Source organism: Streptomyces sp. CBMA152 (assembly GCF_014596475.1).
GTDB lineage: Bacteria > Actinomycetota > Actinomycetes > Streptomycetales > Streptomycetaceae > Streptomyces.
Genome location: NZ_MECJ01000022.1, coordinates 110,301 through 129,939, shown reverse-complemented (window position 1 = coordinate 129,939; position 19,639 = coordinate 110,301). Strand labels below are relative to the sequence as shown.

At 72.4% G+C, this 19,639-nt stretch carries 20 protein-coding genes; 15 read left to right on the top strand and 5 right to left on the bottom strand.

Going from position 1 to position 19,639, the window contains the following annotated elements; all coding sequences use genetic code 11:
• The first annotated feature begins 73 nt into the window (after positions 1-73).
• The 10 genes from BG418_RS19685 to BG418_RS19640 all read left to right on the top strand — a co-directional run bounded on the left by BG418_RS19685 (position 74) and on the right by BG418_RS19640 (position 11,087).
• The gene (locus BG418_RS19685) at positions 74-700 is read left to right on the top strand and encodes an NUDIX hydrolase (RefSeq protein WP_188275232.1); all 627 of its coding nucleotides are present in this window, start codon (positions 74-76) and stop codon (positions 698-700) included.
• Between the two features lie 240 nt (positions 701-940).
• Complete coding sequence (locus tag BG418_RS19680; protein WP_317453699.1) at positions 941-3,016, top strand: tetratricopeptide repeat protein; 2,076 nt, start codon at positions 941-943, stop codon at positions 3,014-3,016.
• A gap of 145 nt (positions 3,017-3,161) precedes the next feature.
• A complete protein-coding gene (ald, locus tag BG418_RS19675; RefSeq protein WP_188275259.1) occupies positions 3,162-4,277 on the top strand; it encodes an alanine dehydrogenase in 1,116 nt (371 codons plus the stop codon).
• A 402-nt stretch (positions 4,278-4,679) separates the two neighbouring features.
• Complete coding sequence (locus BG418_RS19670) at positions 4,680-5,801, top strand: ParA family protein (RefSeq protein WP_188275230.1); 1,122 nt, start codon at positions 4,680-4,682, stop codon at positions 5,799-5,801.
• Positions 5,786-6,313: a hypothetical protein gene (locus BG418_RS19665; RefSeq protein ID WP_188275229.1), complete on the top strand. Its 528-nt coding sequence runs from the start codon at positions 5,786-5,788 to the stop codon at positions 6,311-6,313. Before BG418_RS19670 ends, BG418_RS19665 begins: the two co-directional genes overlap by 16 nt.
• 66 nt (positions 6,314-6,379) lie before the next feature.
• A complete protein-coding gene (locus BG418_RS19660; protein WP_188275228.1) occupies positions 6,380-7,366 on the top strand; it encodes a ScpA family protein in 987 nt (328 codons plus the stop codon).
• Positions 7,363-8,010, top strand: coding sequence for an SMC-Scp complex subunit ScpB (gene scpB / locus BG418_RS19655; RefSeq protein WP_188275227.1), 648 nt, complete (start codon positions 7,363-7,365; stop codon positions 8,008-8,010). Before BG418_RS19660 ends, scpB begins: the two co-directional genes overlap by 4 nt.
• Positions 8,010-9,167: a pseudouridine synthase gene (locus tag BG418_RS19650; protein WP_188275226.1), complete on the top strand. Its 1,158-nt coding sequence runs from the start codon at positions 8,010-8,012 to the stop codon at positions 9,165-9,167. Before scpB ends, BG418_RS19650 begins: the two co-directional genes overlap by 1 nt.
• Positions 9,168-9,324: 157 nt before the next feature.
• Positions 9,325-10,065, top strand: a complete 741-nt coding sequence (locus BG418_RS19645) for an NUDIX domain-containing protein (protein ID WP_188275225.1) — start codon at positions 9,325-9,327, stop codon at positions 10,063-10,065.
• Positions 10,062-11,087: an ADP-ribosylglycohydrolase family protein gene (locus tag BG418_RS19640; protein WP_188275224.1), complete on the top strand. Its 1,026-nt coding sequence runs from the start codon at positions 10,062-10,064 to the stop codon at positions 11,085-11,087. The genes BG418_RS19645 and BG418_RS19640 overlap by 4 nt, the downstream gene beginning before the upstream one ends.
• Here the strand turns inward: BG418_RS19640 and BG418_RS19635 are convergent.
• From BG418_RS19635 to BG418_RS19625, 3 genes are all read right to left on the bottom strand, one after another.
• Positions 11,056-11,772, bottom strand: coding sequence for a DNA polymerase beta superfamily protein (locus BG418_RS19635; protein ID WP_188275223.1), 717 nt, complete (start codon positions 11,770-11,772; stop codon positions 11,056-11,058). The genes BG418_RS19640 and BG418_RS19635 overlap by 32 nt on opposite strands.
• Before the next feature lie 17 nt (positions 11,773-11,789).
• Positions 11,790-12,203: a Rieske (2Fe-2S) protein gene (locus BG418_RS19630; RefSeq protein WP_188275222.1), complete on the bottom strand. Its 414-nt coding sequence runs from the start codon at positions 12,201-12,203 to the stop codon at positions 11,790-11,792.
• A 91-nt stretch (positions 12,204-12,294) separates the two neighbouring features.
• A complete protein-coding gene (locus BG418_RS19625) occupies positions 12,295-12,612 on the bottom strand; it encodes a DUF952 domain-containing protein (RefSeq protein ID WP_188275221.1) in 318 nt (105 codons plus the stop codon).
• 145 nt (positions 12,613-12,757) lie between these two features.
• Between BG418_RS19625 and BG418_RS19620 the strand changes: the two genes are divergently transcribed.
• The 4 genes from BG418_RS19620 (at position 12,758) to der (ending at position 16,860) form a co-directional block, all read left to right on the top strand.
• Complete coding sequence (locus BG418_RS19620) at positions 12,758-13,876, top strand: prephenate dehydrogenase (protein WP_188275220.1); 1,119 nt, start codon at positions 12,758-12,760, stop codon at positions 13,874-13,876.
• Positions 13,877-13,928: 52 nt separating this feature from the next.
• Complete coding sequence (gene cmk, locus BG418_RS19615) at positions 13,929-14,636, top strand: (d)CMP kinase (protein ID WP_188275219.1); 708 nt, start codon at positions 13,929-13,931, stop codon at positions 14,634-14,636.
• The gene (locus BG418_RS19610; RefSeq protein WP_188275218.1) at positions 14,594-15,331 is read left to right on the top strand and encodes a 1-acyl-sn-glycerol-3-phosphate acyltransferase; all 738 of its coding nucleotides are present in this window, start codon (positions 14,594-14,596) and stop codon (positions 15,329-15,331) included. The genes cmk and BG418_RS19610 overlap by 43 nt, the downstream gene beginning before the upstream one ends.
• A 71-nt stretch (positions 15,332-15,402) precedes the next feature.
• The gene (gene der, locus BG418_RS19605; RefSeq protein WP_188275217.1) at positions 15,403-16,860 is read left to right on the top strand and encodes a ribosome biogenesis GTPase Der; all 1,458 of its coding nucleotides are present in this window, start codon (positions 15,403-15,405) and stop codon (positions 16,858-16,860) included.
• A 17-nt stretch (positions 16,861-16,877) separates the two neighbouring features.
• Here der and BG418_RS19600 read toward each other — a convergent pair whose 3' ends face one another.
• Together BG418_RS19600 and BG418_RS19595 are read right to left on the bottom strand one after the other, a co-directional pair.
• Complete coding sequence (locus tag BG418_RS19600; RefSeq protein WP_223185120.1) at positions 16,878-17,288, bottom strand: hypothetical protein; 411 nt, start codon at positions 17,286-17,288, stop codon at positions 16,878-16,880.
• 319 nt (positions 17,289-17,607) lie between these two features.
• Positions 17,608-18,381 (bottom strand): hypothetical protein, encoded by a 774-nt coding sequence (locus BG418_RS19595; RefSeq protein ID WP_188275215.1) that lies wholly within the window; start codon positions 18,379-18,381, stop codon positions 17,608-17,610.
• A gap of 531 nt (positions 18,382-18,912) precedes the next feature.
• Between BG418_RS19595 and BG418_RS19590 the strand changes: the two genes are divergently transcribed.
• Positions 18,913-19,620 (top strand): transglycosylase family protein, encoded by a 708-nt coding sequence (locus BG418_RS19590; RefSeq protein WP_188275214.1) that lies wholly within the window; start codon positions 18,913-18,915, stop codon positions 19,618-19,620.
• The last annotated feature ends 19 nt before the right edge of the window (positions 19,621-19,639 follow it).

The following is a 19,639-nucleotide window of genomic DNA, read 5'->3' as shown; positions in this document are numbered from 1 at the left end:
GCGATACGGTTGCCGGGGTACGGGTCCTTCACCGGACGCGTACCCCGGTTTTCTGTTTTACGGGAGGACATCGATGCAGCTCCAGGACACCCCCGAGGAGTGGCGGGTCGTCGCCACCACGACCCCGTTCGAGGGCAACAAGACCAGCGTGCGCACGGATGACGTGGTCATGCCCGACGGTACGGTCGCGCGCCGCGACTACCAGGTCCACCCGGGCTCCGTCGCCGTCCTCGCGCTCGACGGCGCGGGCCGGGTCCTGGTGCTGCGCCAGTACCGCCACCCCGTGCGCCACAAGCTGTGGGAGATCCCGGCCGGGCTGCTCGACGTGCCCGGTGAGAACCCGCTGCACGCCGCCCAGCGCGAGCTGTACGAGGAGGCGCACGTCAAGGCCGAGGACTGGCGGGTCCTCACCGACGTCTACACCACCCCCGGCGGCTGCGACGAGGCCGTACGGATCTTCCTCGCCCGCGATCTCTCCGAGGCGGAGGGCGAACGCTTCGAGGTCTCCGAGGAGGAGGCCGACATGGAACTGGCCCGGGTCCCCCTGCCCGAGCTGGTACGCGGCGTGCTCGCGGGCGAGCTCCACAACAACTGCCTGGTGGTGGGAGCCCTGGCGTTGACGGCCGCGCAGGCGGGGTCGGGCGTGGAGTCGCTGCGCCCGGCGGAGGCCCCGTGGCCGGCGAGGCCGTTCGAGAAGTAGGACCGCCCCCCGGGCCTACAGGGGCGCGGGGAACTGCGCGACCAGCCACAGACGACCCGCACCCGAACGACGGCACCTCCCGCCGCGGCGAGCATGCCGGTCCGACGATCCGCTGATCCGATCGGGCGACCTGACAGCCGCGCTCGACCAGGGCAGTCGTGGGGGGTGAACTACGCTCGGAACGCCCGCCGCGGAGCCCCGCCGGGCTCGGCTCGTGCGCAGCGGACGGAGCGTGGCCCCGTGACGGATCAGGCGGTGGACTTGGGCGGCTCTGCCGTTGATCCGCAGGAGTGCAGTGGCCGTCAGTTCTTCGGCCGCCAGCGGGAGTTGAAGGAGCTGCGCGAGGACGTCGAGCGGGCCGGGCTCGACACCCTGTCCGGCCGCAAGTCGCCCCGCGCACGCGTGCTGCTCATCGCCGGACGGCCCGGTTCCGGGCGGACCGCGCTCGCCGAGGAGCTGGCCCACCAGCTCCGCGACGACTACCCCGACGGGGTGCTCCGGGTCGGCCTCACCGAGCCCGGCGGCGCCCCCGTCCCCGCCGAGCGGGCGGCCCGCGAGCTCCTCGACGTACTGGACGTGCCGGTGCCGCCCGGCGGCGGCGAGGACGAGCTGACGCAGCTGGTGCGCGAGGCGCTTTCCGACCGCCGGGTGCTGCTGCTCCTCGACGACGCGGCCGGCGCCGAGCAGGTCGACCCGCTGCTGCCCCAGAACGCCGACTGCCTGGTGGTGGCGACCGCGCGCGGCCCGCTCACCGGCATCCCGGACGTACGCCCGTGCACGCTCGGCGGCCTCCACCCCAAGGCGTCCGTGGAGTTCCTGGAGAGCTTCGCGGGGTCGGTGCGGATCACCGTGGACCCGCGCGCGGCCGAGAACCTGGCCGAGGAGTGCGCGGGTCAGCCCGCCGCGCTCGCGCTGGCCGGCGGCTGGCTCTCGATCCGCCCCCAGGCGGCCGTCGCCGACGTGGCCAAGCGACTGCACGCGCTGCCCGACGACGGCGGCGTCCTTACCGGTCAACTCCCCGTCGCCGAGCGGCCGTTGGTGCGCGTCTTCCGCCTGGTGTACGAGTCGCTGCCGCAGCCCAACGCCCGGCTGCTGCGCCTCCTCTCGCTCGCCCCGGCCGGATTCGTCGACGCCCAGACCGCCTCGGCCCTCGCCGGGTGCTCGGTGTCGGCGGCGCAGAACACGCTGGAGGACTTCGTCGCGTACGGGCTGCTGCGGGCGGTGGGGGAGCCGCACGAGCGGCCCGCCCAGTACGCGGTGCCCGGCTGGCTCGCGCCGCTGCTCGTGAAGCTGGCCGCGACCGACCGGGTGGCGGAGGTGCAGCTGGCCCGGGCCCGGATGCTGGAGCGGACCGTACGGCTGCTCCAGTCGTGCCGCGCGGTCACCGAGCCGGACGGCTCCCCGGCCCGCAAGAAGCTCGCCGGACTGCCCCGCGCCCTGCGCTTCCCCAGCGCCCCGCTCGCCGCCGAGTGGCTGCGCACCCGCCGTCCCGCGCTGCTCGCGGCCGCCCGGCTCGCGGTCGAGGACGGCGACCTGGACACGCTGGCCCGGCGCCTGGTCGCGGCCCTGGTGCGGGCGCTGGCCGCGCACCAGGGCACCGAGGCCGCCGCGCCCGAGCTGTACGGGCTGCATCAGCTGGTCCTCGATGTGGCCGAGCGACGGAATCTGCACCGGGAGAAGGCCGCGGCCCTGCTCAATCTGGGCGATCTGGACGCGGGGACCGGGCGTACGGCCGACGCTCTGGTGCGCTACCGGGCGGCGCTGGACGCGGGCCGGGCCGCGAACGACCCGTATGCGACCGGCCGCGCGATGGAATCCGTAGGCGGCGCCCACCAGGAGCTCGGCGACTGGCAGCGGGCCGCCGACTGGTACGGCAGGGCGCTCGCCCAGCGGCTGGCGCGCGGCGAGCGCGAGGACGAGGCCCGGCTGTACGGACGGCTCGGCGCGGTGCACACCTACGCGGGCCGGTACGGCGAGGCGCTGCGCAGTTGGCGCGCCGCCGTGGCCGGATACCGACGCCTCGGCGATCTGCCGGGCCAGGCGCGGGCGCTGAGCGAGGCGGCCCGGGTGCAGGAGTACGCCGGGCGCCCCGAGGAGTCGCTGCGCACCTGCCGCGAGGCGGTCGAGTGGGCGCGTCAGGCCGGTGATCTGCGTCTCCAGGCGGCCCTCCAGCTCCGGCTCGCGGACACCCTCGACCGGCTCGGCGACCCGGCCGGGGCCAGGCTGCACCGGGGTGCTGCCGAGAGGCTGCTGGGACCCGAAGGTGAAGCCGCCGCTCCGGCCTGCGAAATCCGTAGCGCTTCGGCCAAAGATTAATAGTTTGTAAGGGTAGACAGCTGGAAAACCTTCATTAGACTGGCTCCGCCGCACCTTCTTGCGGTGTCTCCCGGTGCGCCCCCGTGCATCCGGGTATGTACGTGTTAGACCCCCTTCATCCCCTGAGCCAAGGACCGTGATCGACGTGAAGGTCGGTATCCCCCGCGAGGTCAAGAACAACGAGTTCCGGGTGGCCATCACCCCCGCCGGCGTCCACGAGCTGGTGCGCCACGGCCACCAGGTCGTCATCGAGCAGAACGCCGGTGTCGGCTCGTCGATCACGGACGCCGAGTACGTCGCCGCCGGCGCCGAGATCCTCGGTACCGCCGACGAGGTGTGGGCCTCCGCCGACCTGCTGCTGAAGGTCAAGGAGCCCATCGCCGAGGAGTACCACCGCCTCCGCAAGGACCAGACGCTCTTCACCTACCTGCACCTCGCCGCGTCCCGCGAGTGCACGGACGCCCTCCTGGAGTCCGGCACCACCGCCATCGCGTACGAGACGGTCGAGACCGCGGGCCGCGCGCTGCCGCTGCTCGCCCCGATGTCCGAGGTCGCGGGCCGGCTGGCCCCGCAGGTCGGCGCGTACCACCTGATGCGCTCGGTCGGCGGCCGCGGTGTGCTCCCCGGCGGCGTCCCCGGCACCCACGCCGGTGAGTGCGTGGTCATCGGCGGCGGCGTCTCCGGCTGGAACGCCGTGCAGATCGCCGTCGGCATGGGCTTCCACGTGACCCTGCTCGACAAGGACATCAACAAGCTCCGCGAGGCCGACAAGATCTTCGGCACGAAGATCAAGACGATCGTCTCCAACGCCTACGAGCTGGAGAAGGCCGTCATCGAGGCCGACCTCGTCATCGGCGCGGTCCTCATCCCGGGCGCCAAGGCCCCGAAGCTGGTCACCAACGAGCTCGTCGCCAAGATGAAGCCCGGAAGTGTCCTTGTCGACATTGCGATCGACCAGGGCGGCTGCTTCGAGGACTCCCGTCCGACCACCCACGCCGAGCCGACCTTCATGGTCCACAACTCGGTCTTCTACTGCGTCGCCAACATGCCGGGCGCGGTGCCGAACACCTCCACGTACGCGCTCACCAACGCCACGCTGCCCTACATCGTGTCGCTGGCGAACAACGGCTGGGTCGAGGCGCTGCGCCGCGACCCGGCGCTCGCCCTGGGCCTCAACACCCATGACGGCCAGGTCGTTTACGGCCCGGTCGCCGAGGCCCACGGCCTGGAGACCCTTGAGCTCAGCACGCTGATCGGCTGATCAGACGCTCTAAAAAAACGGTTCGTCAACCCGGGCCGTCAACCTCACACGCCCGGCCGGACCTTGTCGACCAAGGTCCGGCCGGGTGTGTATCACGACACTTCCACCGGAGTGTGGCAGGCTCGCTCAACTCGCCTCGAACGTAACTGTTTAACCGTTTCGCGCACCCCCGAAACGTGCGCTCTGACGCCTGTACGCCCTTGACAGAGTGGTGTTCCATTGCCGACACATCCGGCCGGGTCCGGCGGATTGTGTTGCTGCGGACCGGTGACACGCCATAGAGTCGCCAACCGTCGGCATGGTGCCACGCTGACCTATCGATAAAGTTTCCTGGTCACTTCCAAGGAGGTAAGACGACTTGTGAATGAGTCGACATTTACTCCCGGAGGTGGTCAACCAGGGATGCCCGCACGGGGCCATGGCCCTTCGGGGCCTGCTGAGGCTGTCGGCTCCGTCGCGGTCCGCGCCTTCGCAACCACCCCGCACATGACGACAGCCCCACGGATGATGGACGGCCTACACGTGAACGCCATGGCCGGCAACGAGAGCGGCCGCGAGACCGCCGCTTTCGCCGACTACGACGAGGTGCCCCAGGGGCACTTCTACGACCCCGACGCCGAGTACGAGCCCGACCCCGAGTACGCGGCCACCCTCGCCCCCGACGCCGCACGCCAGCGCCGTGAGCGGATCGGCCCCACCGGACGGCCGCTGCCGTACTTCCCGATCCCGGGTCCGCTGACCGACCACGGTCCCGCGAAGATCATCGCGATGTGCAACCAGAAGGGCGGCGTCGGCAAGACCACGTCGACCATCAACCTGGGTGCCGCGCTCGCGGAGTACGGACGCCGGGTGCTGCTCGTCGACTTCGACCCGCAGGGCGCCCTCTCGGTGGGCCTGGGCGTGAACCCGATGGAGCTCGACCTGACGGTCTACAACCTGCTCATGGAGCGGGGCATGTCGGCCGACGAGGTCCTGCTCAAGACCGCGGTTCCCAACATGGACCTGCTGCCGAGCAACATCGACCTCTCCGCCGCCGAAGTGCAGTTGGTGAGCGAGGTGGCCCGCGAGTCCACGCTCCAGCGTGCGCTCAAGCCCCTGATGGCCGACTACGACTACATCGTGATCGACTGTCAGCCCTCGCTCGGCCTGCTCACCGTCAACGCCCTGACGGCGGCTCACAAGGTGATCGTGCCGCTGGAGTGCGAGTTCTTCGCGCTGCGCGGTGTCGCCCTGCTGACCGAGACGATCGAGAAGGTCCAGGAGCGGCTCAACCCCGACCTGGAGCTCGACGGCATCCTCGCCACGATGTACGACTCGCGCACGGTGCACAGCCGCGAGGTCCTGGCCCGTGTGGTCGAGGCCTTCGACGACCACGTGTACCACACGGTGATCGGCCGCACGGTGCGCTTCCCGGAGACCACGGTCGCGGGCGAGCCCATCACCACGTACGCGTCCAACTCCGTCGGCGCCGCCGCCTACCGTCAGCTCGCCAGGGAGGTGCTCGCCCGGTGTCACGCCGAGTGAGTCTGCCCGGGGCCGACGAACTGTTCCGTACGACCGGAGGGATGGCGCTCCAGTCCTCCGCCCCGAGGCGGACCAACGGCGAGGCACGGGTGCCGGGTCCGGCGGGCGAGAGCGACCCCGGGGCGGCGGACGAGTCCGCGTCCGAGCACTCGGCCGCCGAGGAGGAGTCGGCCTCGGCCGAGCCGCGCAGCCGCACGGCGGCGCCCGCCGAGGCCGCCAAGGGGGCCCGTCCGGCCGCTCCTGCCGCCTCCAGCACCGCGCAGCAGCGCCGGCGGGCCCGGGCGGCCAACCGGCGCCCCAGCGGCCGTGAGCGGCACGACGAGAAGATCACGGTGTACGTCTCCGCGGAGGAGCTGATGGACCTGGAGCACGCCCGCCTGGTCCTGCGCGGGGAGCACGGGCTCGCGGTCGACCGCGGGCGGATCGTGCGCGAGGCCGTCGCGGTGGTCCTGGCCGACCTGGAGTCGCGTGGCGACGCGAGCATCCTCGTACGGCGTCTGCGGGGCCGGTAGCACTAGCCTGCGCCGTGCGTCCCGCCGCGCCTCGTACCGCCCGCTCCGCACCCCCTGGACCGCCTCTTGCCCACCGCCGACGACCCGAACGTTCCCGCCGCGCGGGGGCGCCGCCGCGTCCTGGGTCGCGGTCCGGGGGTGGAAGTTCTCCCGGAGGCTCCGCCCCCGGACCCCGTGCCGGTCGCCGCTCCGGCTGCGGACCGTGCCGGGCCGGTCGCGCAGTCCCCCGCGCCCCTGGAGGCGCGGCCCGAGGTCGGTGACGGGCGCTTTCAAGTCCGGCTTGCCAACTTCGAAGGGCCCTTCGACCTGCTGCTTCAGCTCATCTCGAAGCACAAGATGGACGTGACCGAGGTCGCGTTGTCGAAGGTGACCGATGAGTTCATGGCGCACATCCGGGCCATGGGGCCGGACTGGGATCTCGATCAGACCACCGAGTTCCTGGTCGTCGCGGCCACCCTGCTCGACCTCAAGGCCGCTCGGCTGCTGCCCGTCGCCGAGGTCGAGGACGAGGCCGATCTCGCGCTGCTAGAGGCGCGCGACCTGCTGTTCGCGCGGCTGCTCCAGTACCGCGCGTACAAGCGCATCGCGGACATCTTCAGCGCGCGGCTCGACGACGAGGCGCGCCGGTACCCCCGTACCGTCGGACTTGAGGCGCACCACGCCGAGCTGCTGCCCGAGGTCGTCATCAGCATCGGCGCCGAGGGGTTCGCCAAGCTGGCGGTCAAGGCCATGCAGCCGAAGGCCAAGCCGCAGGTGTACATCGATCACATCCACGCGCCGCTCGTCTCCGTACGGGAGCAGGCGGCCGTCGTCGTGGCGATGCTTCGCGAGCGCGGGGATGTCAGTTTCCGGGAGCTGACGCTGGACGCGGCCGACACCCTCACCGTCGTCGCCCGCTTCCTCGCCCTGCTGGAGCTCTACCGGGAGAAGGCCGTCGTCCTCGACCAGGACGAGGCCCTGGGGGAGCTCGTGGTGCGGTGGAGCGGGGGCGACGGGGACCAGCCGGCCGTCACGGACGAGTTCGACCAAGTCGTGGAGGTGGAGAGCGCGTGAACGGCGAACCGGAAGAGGACGGCTCAGCGGAGCAGGTCGCGCTCAAGCCCGCCCTCGAAGCCGTCCTGATGGTCGTCGACGAGCCCGCCACCGAGGAGCACCTGGCGAAGGTCCTCGACCGGCCCCGGCGGGCCGTGGCGGACGCGCTGCGGGAGCTGGCGGACGAGTACACCGTCCAGGGGCGCGGCTTCGAGCTGCGGCTCGTGGCGGGCGGCTGGCGGTTCTACAGCCGCGCGGAGTACGCGGAGGCCGTCGAGGGGTTCGTCCTGGACGGCCAGCAGGCGCGGCTCACCCAGGCGGCCCTGGAGACCCTGGCGGTCGTCGCGTACCGCCAGCCGGTGAGCCGTTCGCGGGTCTCGGCCGTACGTGGGGTCAACTGCGACGGCGTCATGCGGACCCTCCTCCAGCGGGGTCTGGTGGACGAGGCGGGGACGGAACCCGAAACAGGTGCGATCCTGTACAGGACGACGAACTACTTTCTGGAGCGGATGGGCCTGCGCGGCCTGGACGAGCTCCCGGAGCTCGCGCCCTTCCTCCCCGAGGCGGACGCGATCGAGGCCGAGACGCTGGAAGGTGTGCCGTCGTTCGATCCGGACGCGCTGGACGCCCCGGAAACCCACGTAGACGACAAGACGGAAATTTGATGCGAAGCAGCGGCAGGAACAGCAGCGGAAACAACGGCGGGAGCCGTGGTGGCAACAGCGGCGGCCGCGGCAGCAGCGGCGGTGGCGGCGGCCGGGGCGGCTCCGGTGGTGGCCGGGACGGCCAGCGCCAGGGCGGTGGCCCGCGCCAGAGCGGCAGCGGCAAGCAGCGCCCGCTCCGCCCCGAGGAGCGCACGTACGACGTGGGCGGCTCCTCGGACGCCCCGCGCAGCGGTCGCGGCGCGTCCGCGCGCGGCGGCGCCAAGGGCGGCCCCAAGTCGCCGCAGGGCGGCACCCCGGTGCGCCGTGGCCCGCACGGCCAGCGGATGGGCCAGGCCCGCCCGCGCGAGCTCGACGCCAAGATCGAGCAGCGCAACCGCGACCGGTACGCGGACAAGCCGGAGATCAAGACCCCCAAGACCTTCCCGGGCGCCGAGCAGGAGGGCGAGCGGCTGCAGAAGGTGCTCGCCCGGGCCGGCATGGGCTCGCGGCGTGCGTGCGAGGAGCTGATCGAGCAGTCCCGCGTCGAGGTCAACGGCGAGATCGTGGTCGAGCAGGGCCTGCGTGTCGACCCGGAGCGCGACGAGATCAAGGTGGACGGCCTGACCGTCGCCACCCAGTCGTACCTGTTCTTCGCGCTCAACAAGCCGGCCGGTGTCGTCTCCACGATGGAGGACCCGGACGGCCGCCAGTGCCTGGGCGACTACGTGACGAACCGCGAGACGCGGCTCTTCCACGTCGGCCGTCTCGACACCGAGACCGAGGGCATCATCCTGCTCACCAACCACGGCGAGCTGGCCCACCGTCTGACCCACCCCAAGTACGGCGTGAAGAAGACCTACCTGGCGGCCATCACCGGTCCGCTGCCGCGCGAGATCGGCAAGCGGCTCAAGGAGGGCATCCAGCTGGAGGACGGCTACGCGCGTGCGGACGCGTTCCGGGTCGTCCAGCAGACCGGCAAGAACTACCTGGTCGAGATCGAGCTCCACGAGGGCCGTAAGCACATCGTGCGCCGCATGATGGCCGAGGCGGGCTTCCCGGTGGAGAAGCTGGTCCGGGTCTCCTTCGGCCCGATCGCGCTCGGCGACCAGAAGTCCGGCTGGCTGCGCCGCCTCACCAACACCGAGGTGGGCATGCTGATGCGCGAGGTCGGCCTGTAGGTCGCCCGGTCGGCAGCTGTCCGACGAAGACAGGCTCCAAGCCCGGTCCCTGATCCATGGGGGCCGGGCTTCGTGCTGTCCGCGCGCGCCGGTTGTGCGCGCCCCCGCATCAGCTTTATAGTCAGAATGACTATAAAGCTGATGGAGGTGGCGAGTGATGGCGAGCGCGGCCAGGGTGCCGGAGGGCTACGACCCGTACGCCTTCGTGCCGTTCGCGGTCACCGTCGACCTCGCCGTCTGGACGGTCCGGGACGGCGGGCTGCACGTCCTGCTGATCCGGCGCGGCGAGGAGCCGTACAAGGGCGAATGGGCGCTGCCGGGCGGGTTCGTGCTGCCCAGGGAGAGCGCGGGACAGGCGGCGCGGCGCGAGCTGGCCGAGGAGACCGGGCTCAGCGATCCGGTCGTCGCCGGTCTGCACCTGGAACAGCTGCGGACGTACAGCGACCCGGACCGCGACCCCCGGATGCGGGTGGTGTCGGTCGCCTACACCGCCCTGGTGCCGGACCTTCCCGAGCCGCGCGGCGGCGGGGACGCGGCGCACGCGCAGTGGGTGCCCTTCGGCACGTACGGAACTCTCGCCTTCGACCACGAGCGGATCCTCGCCGACGCGCGCGACCGTATCGGCGCCAAGCTCGAATACAGCTGCCTGGCCACGGCCTTCTGCTCGCCCGAGTTCACCCTCGGCGAGCTGCAACAGGTCTACGAGACGGTCTGGGGCACCGCCCTCGACCGGCCCAACTTCCGACGCAAGGTCCTCGCCACGCCCGGTTTCGTGGAGCCGGTGGCGGGCGCCGCGCGTCTGACCGGCGGCCGGGGCAAGCCGGCCGCGCTGTACCGGGCGGGCGTGGCGACCGCGCTGCACCCGCCGCTACTGCGCCCGGAAGGACGACCCTCATGAACAGTCGAGTGACCAGCCGAGCCAAACAGGCGGCCACCGGGTCGCTGGTCGGACTCGCGCTCGGGGACGCCCTGGGCTTCCCGACCGAGTTCAGCGACGTGCCCGCGATCCTGGCCAAGTGCGGGCCGTGGCGGGAGATGCGGCTGCCCAAGCCCGCGATCGTCACCGACGACACCCAGATGACGCTCGCGGTCGGGCGGGGCATACGGGCCGCCATGGACCGCGGTCTGCTCGGCCCGCGCCGCCTGGAGCGGCCGGTGCGCGAGGAGTTCGTGGACTGGTACCACTCGCCGGAGAACAACCGGGCGCCCGGGCGCACCTGCCTGGTCGCCTGCGGGCTCCTCGACAGCGAACGGCCCTGGCAGCAGGCGAGCCAGGTCGGCTCCAAGGGCTGCGGCGCGAACATGCGGGTCGCGCCGGTGGGTCTGGTGCCGGGGCTGAGCGAGGAGCAGCGGGCGGGCGCGGCCCAGCTCCAGGCGGCGCTCACCCACGGCCACCCGACGGCGCTGGCGGCGAGCGATCTGACCGCCCGCGCGGTCTTCCTGCTCGCCCAGGGCGCCGACCCGGTGGGCCTGGTCGGCCAGCTGCGCTCGTACGCGTACGAGAACCGCACCCGCTACCACGACCGGTGGCTGGGCGACCTGTGGACGCACGCCCACGACGAGAGCCCGGCGGCCTTCATGGCGCGCGGCTGGGACGAGTGCCTGGACGCCCTGGACCGGGTCCTCAAGGCGCTGCACAACCCGTCGCCGGAGACGGACCCGTGCCTGGAGACCGGGGACGGCTGGGTCGCCGAGGAGGCGCTGGCCACGGCCCTGGTCTGCTTCCTGCTCTTCCCCTCGGAGCCGCTGACGGCCCTGCGCCGGGCCGCCTGCACCAGGGGCGACTCGGACTCCATCGCCTGCCTCGCGGGCGCGTTCGCGGGGGCTCACCTGGGCGTCGCGGCCTGGCCGAAGGAATGGGCGGAACGGATCGAGTACCGCGGTGAGCTCATCGCGCTCGGAGCGCTCTGGGACGCGTGAGCGCCGACTCGCGCCGCACCCGGAACAGGAAGTCCGCCACCCGGGTGCGGTCCGGCTCGGCCGGCAGGGGAGTGCGGCCCGCCGCCCGCTCGCACTCCTCGGCCAGCCGGGTCATCCGGGACTCGACCTGCGGCCACGGCACTTCGCCGCGCTTGACGGCCAGCAGACGGTCGCGCTCCTCGCCGACGTCGATCGTGAGGGCCCCGGTGCGCAGCAGGTCGCGGCAGCTCGTCAGCAGGCGCAGGAGGTGCATGGCGTGCTTCCAGCGCGGGGCGCCGTGCACCCGGACGTCCGCCTCCAGCTTCCGGCGCTGGCTCACCGCGTAGCCGGTGAACGTCTCGTGGGCCCGTCGGGAGAGGAACGCCTCGCGCAGGGTGAGAAGTTCCCGCCCGGTGTCGTCGATCTGCTCGACCAGCGGTGAGTGCAGGCACTCCAGGATGTTGGGGTTGGCGCGCAGGGCCAGTTCGCAGAATCGTTCCAGCTCCCAGCTGAACTGCTCCTCGGCGGGGCCCTCGACGTGCGTCGGCGGCTTGTCGAAGTGCCAGAACAGCTCGGTGGGGGCCACGAAGACGCCCCGGCGGTCCGTGTCGCTGGCGGACGTGGCCAGGCCGAAGGCGCGTGACCCCATCACGCAGGAGTACACGGTGTGGTCGCGGACGAGCAGGTCGGGCAGATCGGGCGTCATCCGGCGATTGTGGCCGGTCAGGCCAGGCGGATCGACTGGTTTTCGACCGTGATGCGCTCGGGCGCGAGGGGGCGCGGGGCCGGGCCGGACGCCACCGAGGCGTCGGCCACGCGGTACTTGCTGCCGTGGCAGGGGCAGTTGATCGTGCCGTTGGAGACGTCCTTGACCGTGCAGCCCTGGTGGGTGCAGATCGCCGAGAACGCCTTGAAGGTGCCGGCCTCCGGCTGGGTCACCACGACCTTCTCGGCCGCGAACACCTTCCCGCCGCCCACCGGGATGTCGGACGTCTTCGCCAGTACGCCACCGCCCCCGGCGCCCTGCTGCGTACTGCCCGTACCGCCGCTCGTGTGGTCGCTCTTGCCGCAGCTCGCCAGCGCGGCCGTGCCCGCGGCCGCCGCGAGGACCGCGCGGCGGGTGGTTGCCGTCTCCATGGGGTGCCATCTTGGTGCACCCCCGCCGCGAAGGCGGCGACGCGCGCGTGCGGTACGCCGTATGGCCCAGCCGTCAGGGCGCGGTCCGCTGTTACGGCGTGGTCCACTTCCCCGCGGCCCGGTGCAGCTGTACGACGCCCGTGACCGCCGCCCGCTCGATCGGGCCGTACACATGAGGGAAGGCCCCGTCCCGGCCCTCCCAGCGGACCTCGGCGCCCAGCGCGGCCTCGTCGATGGACAGGACGAGCAGCGGCGCCGACTCGTCCCCGTAGTGCGCGTCCGCGATCGCCAGCGCGGTCGCGCGGTCGCCGGAGCAGTGCACGAAGCCCTCGGACGCGAGGGAGGATGGGGCGTACGGGGCCGTCCCGGCCGCGTTCCAGTCGGACAGCGGGACCACATGGAAGATCATCCCCTCGTTCTACCCCATGCCGTCCGTACGGCGGACGCCGTGCCCGGGTGTCAGTGGAGCTGACTAGGCTTTAGGTCTCAGGTCCGGAGTTCCGGGCCAGGGAGTTCACGCCACCCGGCGCCGCACGTCGCAAGGACATCGCCCAGTGAGGACCGCACTCGTCATCGGTACCGGCCTGATCGGTACCTCCGCCGCGCTCGCCCTCGCCGGGCGCGGGGTCACCGTCCACCTCGTCGACCACGACCCGGCCCAGGCCCGGACCGCGGCCGCGCTCGGCGCCGGGACGGACGACCCGCCCGAGGGCCAGGTGGACCTGGCGGTGGTCGCGGTGCCGCCCGCCCATGTCGCGGCCACGCTCGCCGGGGCGATCCGTACGGGCGCGGCCCGGGCGTACATAGACGTCGCCAGCGTCAAGGGCGGCCCGCGCCGCGAGCTGGAGGCACTGGGCTGCGACCTCTCCGCGTACATCGGTACGCATCCGATGTCCGGCAAGGAGCGCTCGGGGCCGCTGGCCGCCACCGCCGACCTCTTCGAGGGCCGCCCCTGGGTGCTCACCCCGACCCGGGACACCGACACCGAGGTGCTGAACCTCGCCCTGGAGCTGGTCGCGCTCTGCCGCGCGGTGCCCGTGGTGATGGACGCTGACGCGCACGACCGCGCGGTCGCGCTCGTCTCGCACACCCCGCAGCTGGTGTCTTCCATGGTCGCCGCCCGGCTCGCGGAGGCGGACGAGACGGCGGTGCGGCTGTGCGGCCAGGGCATACGGGACGTGACCCGGATCGCCGCCTCCGACCCCCGGATGTGGGTGGAGATCCTCTCCGCCAACCCGGGCCCGGTCGCGGACGTGCTGTCCGGCATCGCCGCCGACCTGGACGAGACGGTACGGGCGCTGCGCTCCCTGGAGTCCTCCGACGAGCAGAAGCGGCGCGGCGGCGCGGCCGATGTCGAGGACGTGCTGCGGCGCGGCAACGCGGGCCGCGAGCGGGTGCCCGGCAAGCACGGCGCGGCCCCCACGGTGTACGAGGTCGTCGCGGTGCTCATCAGCGACCAGCCGGGCGAGCTGGCCCGGATCTTCGCGGACGCCGGCCGGGCCGGGGTCAACATCGAGGATGTGCGGATCGACCACGCCACCGCCCAGCAGGCCGGTCTGGTCCAGCTGATGGTCGAGCCGGCCGCCGCGCCGGGCCTCACCGCGTCCCTGCGGGAGCGGGGCTGGGCGATCCGGCAGCAGGCGCCGGAACGGGCCGCACGTATGAGCCAGTAACCTTGGTGCGGGGCGGAAGTGTGCCCGCCCACCCCGTCTCCGTACCAGGAAGGTGTCCGTCACCGTGGAAAGCGCCGCCCGGACCGCTCCGGCAGCTGTGATCGTCGCCATCGACGGCCCTTCCGGCACCGGCAAGTCCAGCACCTCCAGGGCGGTCGCCGCCAAGCTGGGGCTGAGCTACCTGGACACCGGCGCCCAGTACCGGGCGATCACCTGGTGGATGCTGAGCAACGATGTCGACACGGAGGACCCGGCGGCGATCGCCACCGCGGCCGCCAAGCCCGTCATCGTCTCCGGCACCGACCCCTCGGCGCCCACCATCACGGTGGACGGCCTCGACGCGTCCGGTCCGATCCGTACGCAGGAGGTCACCGCCAAGGTCAGCGCGGTCAGCGCCGTCCCGGAGGTGCGGGCGCTCATCACCCAGCTCCAGCGGGACACGGCGGCCGCCGCCGAGACCGGCATCGTGGTCGAGGGCCGCGACATCGGTACGACGGTGCTGCCCGACGCCGACCTGAAGGTGTTCCTCACCGCGTCCCCGGAGGCGCGCGCCGCCCGGCGCAGCGGTGAGCTGAAGGGCGTCGACGTGGCCACCACGAAGGAAGCCCTGATCAAGCGGGACGCGGCGGACTCCAGCCGTAAGACCTCCCCGCTGGCCAAGGCCGACGACGCCGTCGAGGTGGACACCACCGAGCTCACCCTCGACCAGGTCATCGAGTGCGTGGTCACCCTCATCGAGGAGAAGCGGGCCGCCAAGTGACATCCCTCCCGTCACCCGGCCACCGCCCCTCATCGAGGCGCTTCGCGCCGCACCCGCCTGTCGCCGAGCGGGGCGCCGAGATCGGGCGCCGGATCGGCGTCGGGCTGATGTACGGGCTGTGGAAGCCCCGGGTGCTCGGCGCCTGGCGGGTTCCGGCGAGCGGCCCGGTGATCCTCGCCGTCAACCACTCGCACAACATCGACGGCCCGATGGTGATGGGCACCGCCCCGCGCAGCACCCACTTCCTGATCAAGAAGGAGGCCTTCGTCGGGCCTCTGGGACCCTTCCTGGAGGGGATCGGCCAGGTGAAGGTCGACCGCTCGTCGGCCGACCGCACGGCGATCACCGACGCGCTGGCCGTGCTCGACAACGGCGGGGTGCTCGGGATCTTCCCCGAGGGCACCCGGGGCGACGGCGACTTCGCCTCGCTGCGGGCCGGCCTCGCCTACTTCGCCGTACGGTCGGGGGCGCCCATCGTCCCCGTGGCGGTCCTGGGCAGCACCGAGCGCCCGGGGCGGCTGATAAAGGCGCTGCCGCCCCTGCGCAGCCGGGTCGACGTCGTCTTCGGCGACGCCTTCCAGGCCGGGGACGGCAGCGGACGGCGGACCCGGACGGCGCTGGACGAGGCGACCGTACGGATCCAGGAACGGCTCACCGGCCACCTGGAAAACGCCAGGCGCCTCACCGGGCGCTGAGCGAGACTTGAGACTTGAGTAGTGGACCGGACGCCCGGTCCATCGATGACGCAGAACGAGGAACGGACTTCATGAACGACCAGCACGACCACGGAGCGCTTGGCGACGCCGAGTACGCGGAGTTCATGGAGCTCGCCGCGGAAGAGGGCTTCGACATCGAGGACGTCGAGGGCGCGATCGAGGAGGCGGGCCATGGCCCGCTGCCCGTCCTCGCCGTCGTCGGCCGCCCGAACGTCGGCAAGTCGACCCTGGTGAACCGCATCATCGGCCGCCGCGAGGCGGTCGTCGAGGACAAGCCGGGCGTCACCCGCGACCGCGTCACCTACGAGGCGGAGTGGGCCGGCCGCCGCTTCAAGGTCGTCGACACCGGCGGCTGGGAGCAGGACGTGCTCGGCATCGACGCGTCCGTGGCCGCCCAGGCGGAGTACGCGATCGAGGCCGCCGACGCCTGTGTCTTCGTCGTGGACGCCAAGGTCGGCGCCACCGACACCGACGAGGCCGTCGTCAAGCTGCTGCGCCGGGCCGGCAAGCCCGTCGTGCTGTGCGCCAACAAGGTGGACGGCCAGTCGGGCGAGTCGGACGCCGCCGCGCTGTGGTCGCTCGGCCTCGGCATGCCGCACCCCGTCTCCTCGCTGCACGGCCGCGGCACCGGCGACATGCTGGACGCCGTCCTGGAGGCGTTGCCCGAGGCGCCCGCGCAGACCTTCGGCACCGCCGCCGTCGGCGGCCCCCGCCGCATCGCGCTCATCGGCCGCCCGAACGTCGGCAAGTCCTCGCTCCTGAACAAGGTGGCGAAGGAGGACCGCGTCGTCGTCAACGAGCTGGCCGGCACCACCCGCGACCCGGTCGACGAGCTGATCGAGCTCGGCGGGGTGACCTGGAAGTTCATCGACACCGCGGGCATCCGCAAGCGGGTCCACCTCCAGCAGGGCGCCGACTACTACGCCTCGCTGCGCACGGCCGCCGCCGTCGAGAAGGCCGAGGTCGCGGTCATCCTGATCGACGCGACCGAGAACATCAGCGTCCAGGACCAGCGCATCATCACCATGGCCGTCGAGTCGGGCCGTGCCGTCGTCATCGCGTACAACAAGTGGGACGACCTCGACGAGGAGCGCCGCTACTACCTGGAGCGCGAGATCGAGACCGAGATGCAGCAGGTGGCCTGGGCCCCGCGCGTCAACGTCTCGGCGCTGACCGGCCGTCACATGGAGAAGCTGGTCCCGGCCATCGAGACCGCGCTGGCGGGCTGGGAGACGCGCGTCCCGACCGGTCGGCTCAACGCCTTCCTCGGTGAGATCGTCGCCGCCCACCCGCACCCGATCCGCGGCGGCAAGCAGCCGCGCATCCTGTTCGGTACGCAGGCGGGCACCAAGCCGCCGCGGTTCGTGCTCTTCGCCTCCGGCTTCCTGGAGCACGGCTACCGCCGCTTCGTCGAGCGCCGCCTGCGCGAGGAGTTCGGCTTCGAGGGCACCCCGATCCACATCTCGGTGCGGGTGCGCGAGAAGCGCGGCGCCAACAAGAAGAAGTAACCCCGGCGCGGGGGCTGCTACAGCCCTCTGCGCGGGGCGGGCGGCAGTGCGGCCGGGAGCTGATGGAGCCCGGTGTGCTGCCGCCCTGTCATATGGGCGGTGCCCGCGCCGACGCCGGTGGGCATGGCGCCCGTGGCCATGCCGCTCATCTGCCAGGTGACACCGCTGTGCGCGGGGTACGCGGTCAGGCTGGGCACGGTCTGGGGGTGCGGGCCCTGCGGGTGGAACGGCTGGGCGTGGTGCTGGTGGCCGCCGCGGAAGCCGTGCGCCCCGGCGTGGGCCAGGGCCGCGAAGCTGCGGAAGCCGAGGTCGTCCTCGCCGCTGCGATCGCCCGGCAGCGCCCGGAAGGACCGGCGGTACTCGGAGTACAGCGCGTCGTAGATCGGGGTGGCGGAGAGCCCGCCGAACAGGTCCTGCGCGGGGCGCATGGAGGGGATCTGCGACTGGTACGGCTGGCGGGAGGGCTCGTATGAGTGCACGTATGTGCCAACGACCCCGAGGGCCGTCGGATGCGGGCCCCAGCGCGGATATCGCGTGCGAACGGATGCACCGGGACATCCCCGCGTGCGCGGGGCGCTCACGCGGCCGCCGCTGTACCGGCTGAACGGGCGACCTGCGGGCCGCGTTGAATCCGCCCCGGGCGCCCCGATGGAACAGTTCGGCTGAATCGGCTCGGCGCCCCGACGCACCCCGGGGCCCGGGCCGATGCGAGGCCCGGACCCCGGGGTGCGGGGCCGTCGGCTCAGCTCACGTGCCCGCCAGGGGCATCGCCGCCGACACCAGCGTGCCGTCGGAGGCCGCCTTCTCCAGCGCGTCGCGCAGCAGGTCCTCACGGGGCTGCTGGCCGATCGAGCCGACCGGGGCCGCGAACACCAGGACGCGCTGGGTGCGGTTGGCGGCCGCGCGCCAGCCCTCGGTCACCTGGAGCGGCTGGTGGGCCTGCCACCACGAGACGGGGCTGCCGCCGCCTCCCGTGCCCGGCTGGAGGATCGCGTGCAGCTGGCCCATCGCGAGCAGCACGGACCAGCCGTTGAGGACCGACGGCATCCGGCCGACCTCGGTGACCGGCACGAAGCCCTGCTCGATGAGGAGCGGCAGGAACTCGTCCACGGTGCCGCCCGAGCCGGGGCGGGCGATCGGGGCGGTCGGCTCCACGACGAGCGCCGGGTGCAGCGCGCCCTCGATCAGGATGAGGCCGCTGGTGATGCCGAGCACGGCCTGCTCGGGCGCGGCGCCGCCGAACTCGTCGCCGGTGATGGACCGCACGGCCCCCTGGAGCTGCTCCTCGGAGACCTGGACGACCTGGGAGGGGATGCAGGAGGCGTGGGCGAAGGCGAGGACGGCGGTCTCGTCGCCGACGAAGAGCACGGTGCTGGTCGCCTCGTGCTCCGAGTCGCCCGGGGTGCGGCAGGAGGTGCAGTCGTAGCTGCCCGGGGCGTTCTCGCCGGCGAGCAGCCGGTCGGCTTCTTCGTCGCCGATCTCGGCGCGGACGTCCTCGCTGACGTCGAGCATGCGCGGCACGGGTGGCTCCTACTGGATGCGTGCGCCGGGTGGTTCCCGGCTCCTGAAAGGACAACGGCGGATCTGTGGCAGGGGTCACGCTCCGAGGCGAACGGAATCGAACCGGCGGGCGCACAGCGTGAGCGCGCCCCCGGAATTCCTTACTCCGCGTCAACAGGTGGCAGTCACACGGAAGTTGACCCGGTGAGCTGAGTCACAGATCAGCTGGACAGCAGGTCGACAAATCCTGAAATCCCTCAATCAAGTGGGTGTCCGGAAATAGCCGTTACCCGGGGTAATAGTCAACTGGCCTGGAATGACAAGGCATTGGTTGATACCAGGGTGATCCGGTCCCTACATTCCACGCCGTGTGCATCGAGCACCGCCCGGGCAGCCCGCCCCGTACGGCCGCACGAACGAGTACGACTCGTACGACCGCACCACAGGCAAGCGCACGACCCCGGCGGGCGGGGCGGCACGGACCGAGACGCCGGACGCGTCGAGGGCCGTGGCGTCAAGGGGGAACCCCGGGTCCTTCGGAAGAGGGACTTCATGTCTGTTGGTACCAGTCGTTCCGGCTCCAGGCGCTCCCGTGGCACAGCGGCGCTGATCGGAGCCGCCGTGGTGGCGGCACCGTTGGCCCTGCTCGCGGTCTCCGCCGGCCCGGCGGGCGCGGCGGACGGTGCGGTGTGGGACCGCATCGCCCAGTGCGAGAGCGGAGGAAACTGGCACATCAACACCGGTAACGGCTACTACGGCGGGCTCCAGTTCTCCGCCGGCTCCTGGCGGGCGTACGGCGGCGGGGCGTACGCGTCCACCGCCGACGGGGCCAGTCGGGCGCAGCAGATAGCCGTCGCCACCCGGCTCCAGCACGCGCAGGGCTGGGGTGCGTGGCCCTCCTGCTCGGTCAGCGCGGGTGCGTACGGGGACGCGCCCTCGGCGCCCAAGCCCGCCAAGCACTCCGCGCCCAAGACCGTGTCGAAGTCGTTCCACGCGCCCAAGTCCCAGCCGCACAAGGCGGAATCGGGCAAGGCCGAAACACGCCAGGCCGAGCCGAAGCGGGTCACCTCGGTCGAGCGGCCGCCCGTGCGGGCCGACCGCTCCGCGCGCGGCGGCCAGTACACCGTGCGTGACGGCGACACGCTCTCCACCATCGCGGCGGCCCACGGCACGGGCTGGCAGTCGCTGTACGAGGCCAACAAGGCCGTCATCGGCGCCGACCCGGACCTGATCCTGCCCGGGCAGACGCTCGCGCTGTAGGCAGTCGGGCGAGCGTGGG

Bases quoted from the DNA above. Each gene is read 5' to 3' on its own strand.
- BG418_RS19685 (WP_188275232.1), top strand. From the start codon at position 74: ATGCAGCTCCAGGACACCCCCGAGGAGTGGCGGGTCGTCGCCACCACG.
- BG418_RS19670 (WP_188275230.1), top strand. From the start codon at position 4,680: ATGCCCGCACGGGGCCATGGCCCTTCGGGGCCTGCTGAGGCTGTCGGC.
- BG418_RS19650 (WP_188275226.1), top strand. From the start codon at position 8,010: ATGCGAAGCAGCGGCAGGAACAGCAGCGGAAACAACGGCGGGAGCCGT.
- BG418_RS19645 (WP_188275225.1), top strand. From the start codon at position 9,325: ATGGCGAGCGCGGCCAGGGTGCCGGAGGGCTACGACCCGTACGCCTTC.
- BG418_RS19640 (WP_188275224.1), top strand. From the start codon at position 10,062: ATGAACAGTCGAGTGACCAGCCGAGCCAAACAGGCGGCCACCGGGTCG.
- BG418_RS19635 (WP_188275223.1), bottom strand. From the start codon at position 11,772: ATGACGCCCGATCTGCCCGACCTGCTCGTCCGCGACCACACCGTGTAC.
- BG418_RS19630 (WP_188275222.1), bottom strand. From the start codon at position 12,203: ATGGAGACGGCAACCACCCGCCGCGCGGTCCTCGCGGCGGCCGCGGGC.
- BG418_RS19625 (WP_188275221.1), bottom strand. From the start codon at position 12,612: ATGATCTTCCATGTGGTCCCGCTGTCCGACTGGAACGCGGCCGGGACG.
- der (WP_188275217.1), top strand. From the start codon at position 15,403: ATGAACGACCAGCACGACCACGGAGCGCTTGGCGACGCCGAGTACGCG.
- BG418_RS19600 (WP_223185120.1), bottom strand. From the start codon at position 17,288: ATGCGCCCCGCGCAGGACCTGTTCGGCGGGCTCTCCGCCACCCCGATC.
- BG418_RS19590 (WP_188275214.1), top strand. From the start codon at position 18,913: ATGTCTGTTGGTACCAGTCGTTCCGGCTCCAGGCGCTCCCGTGGCACA.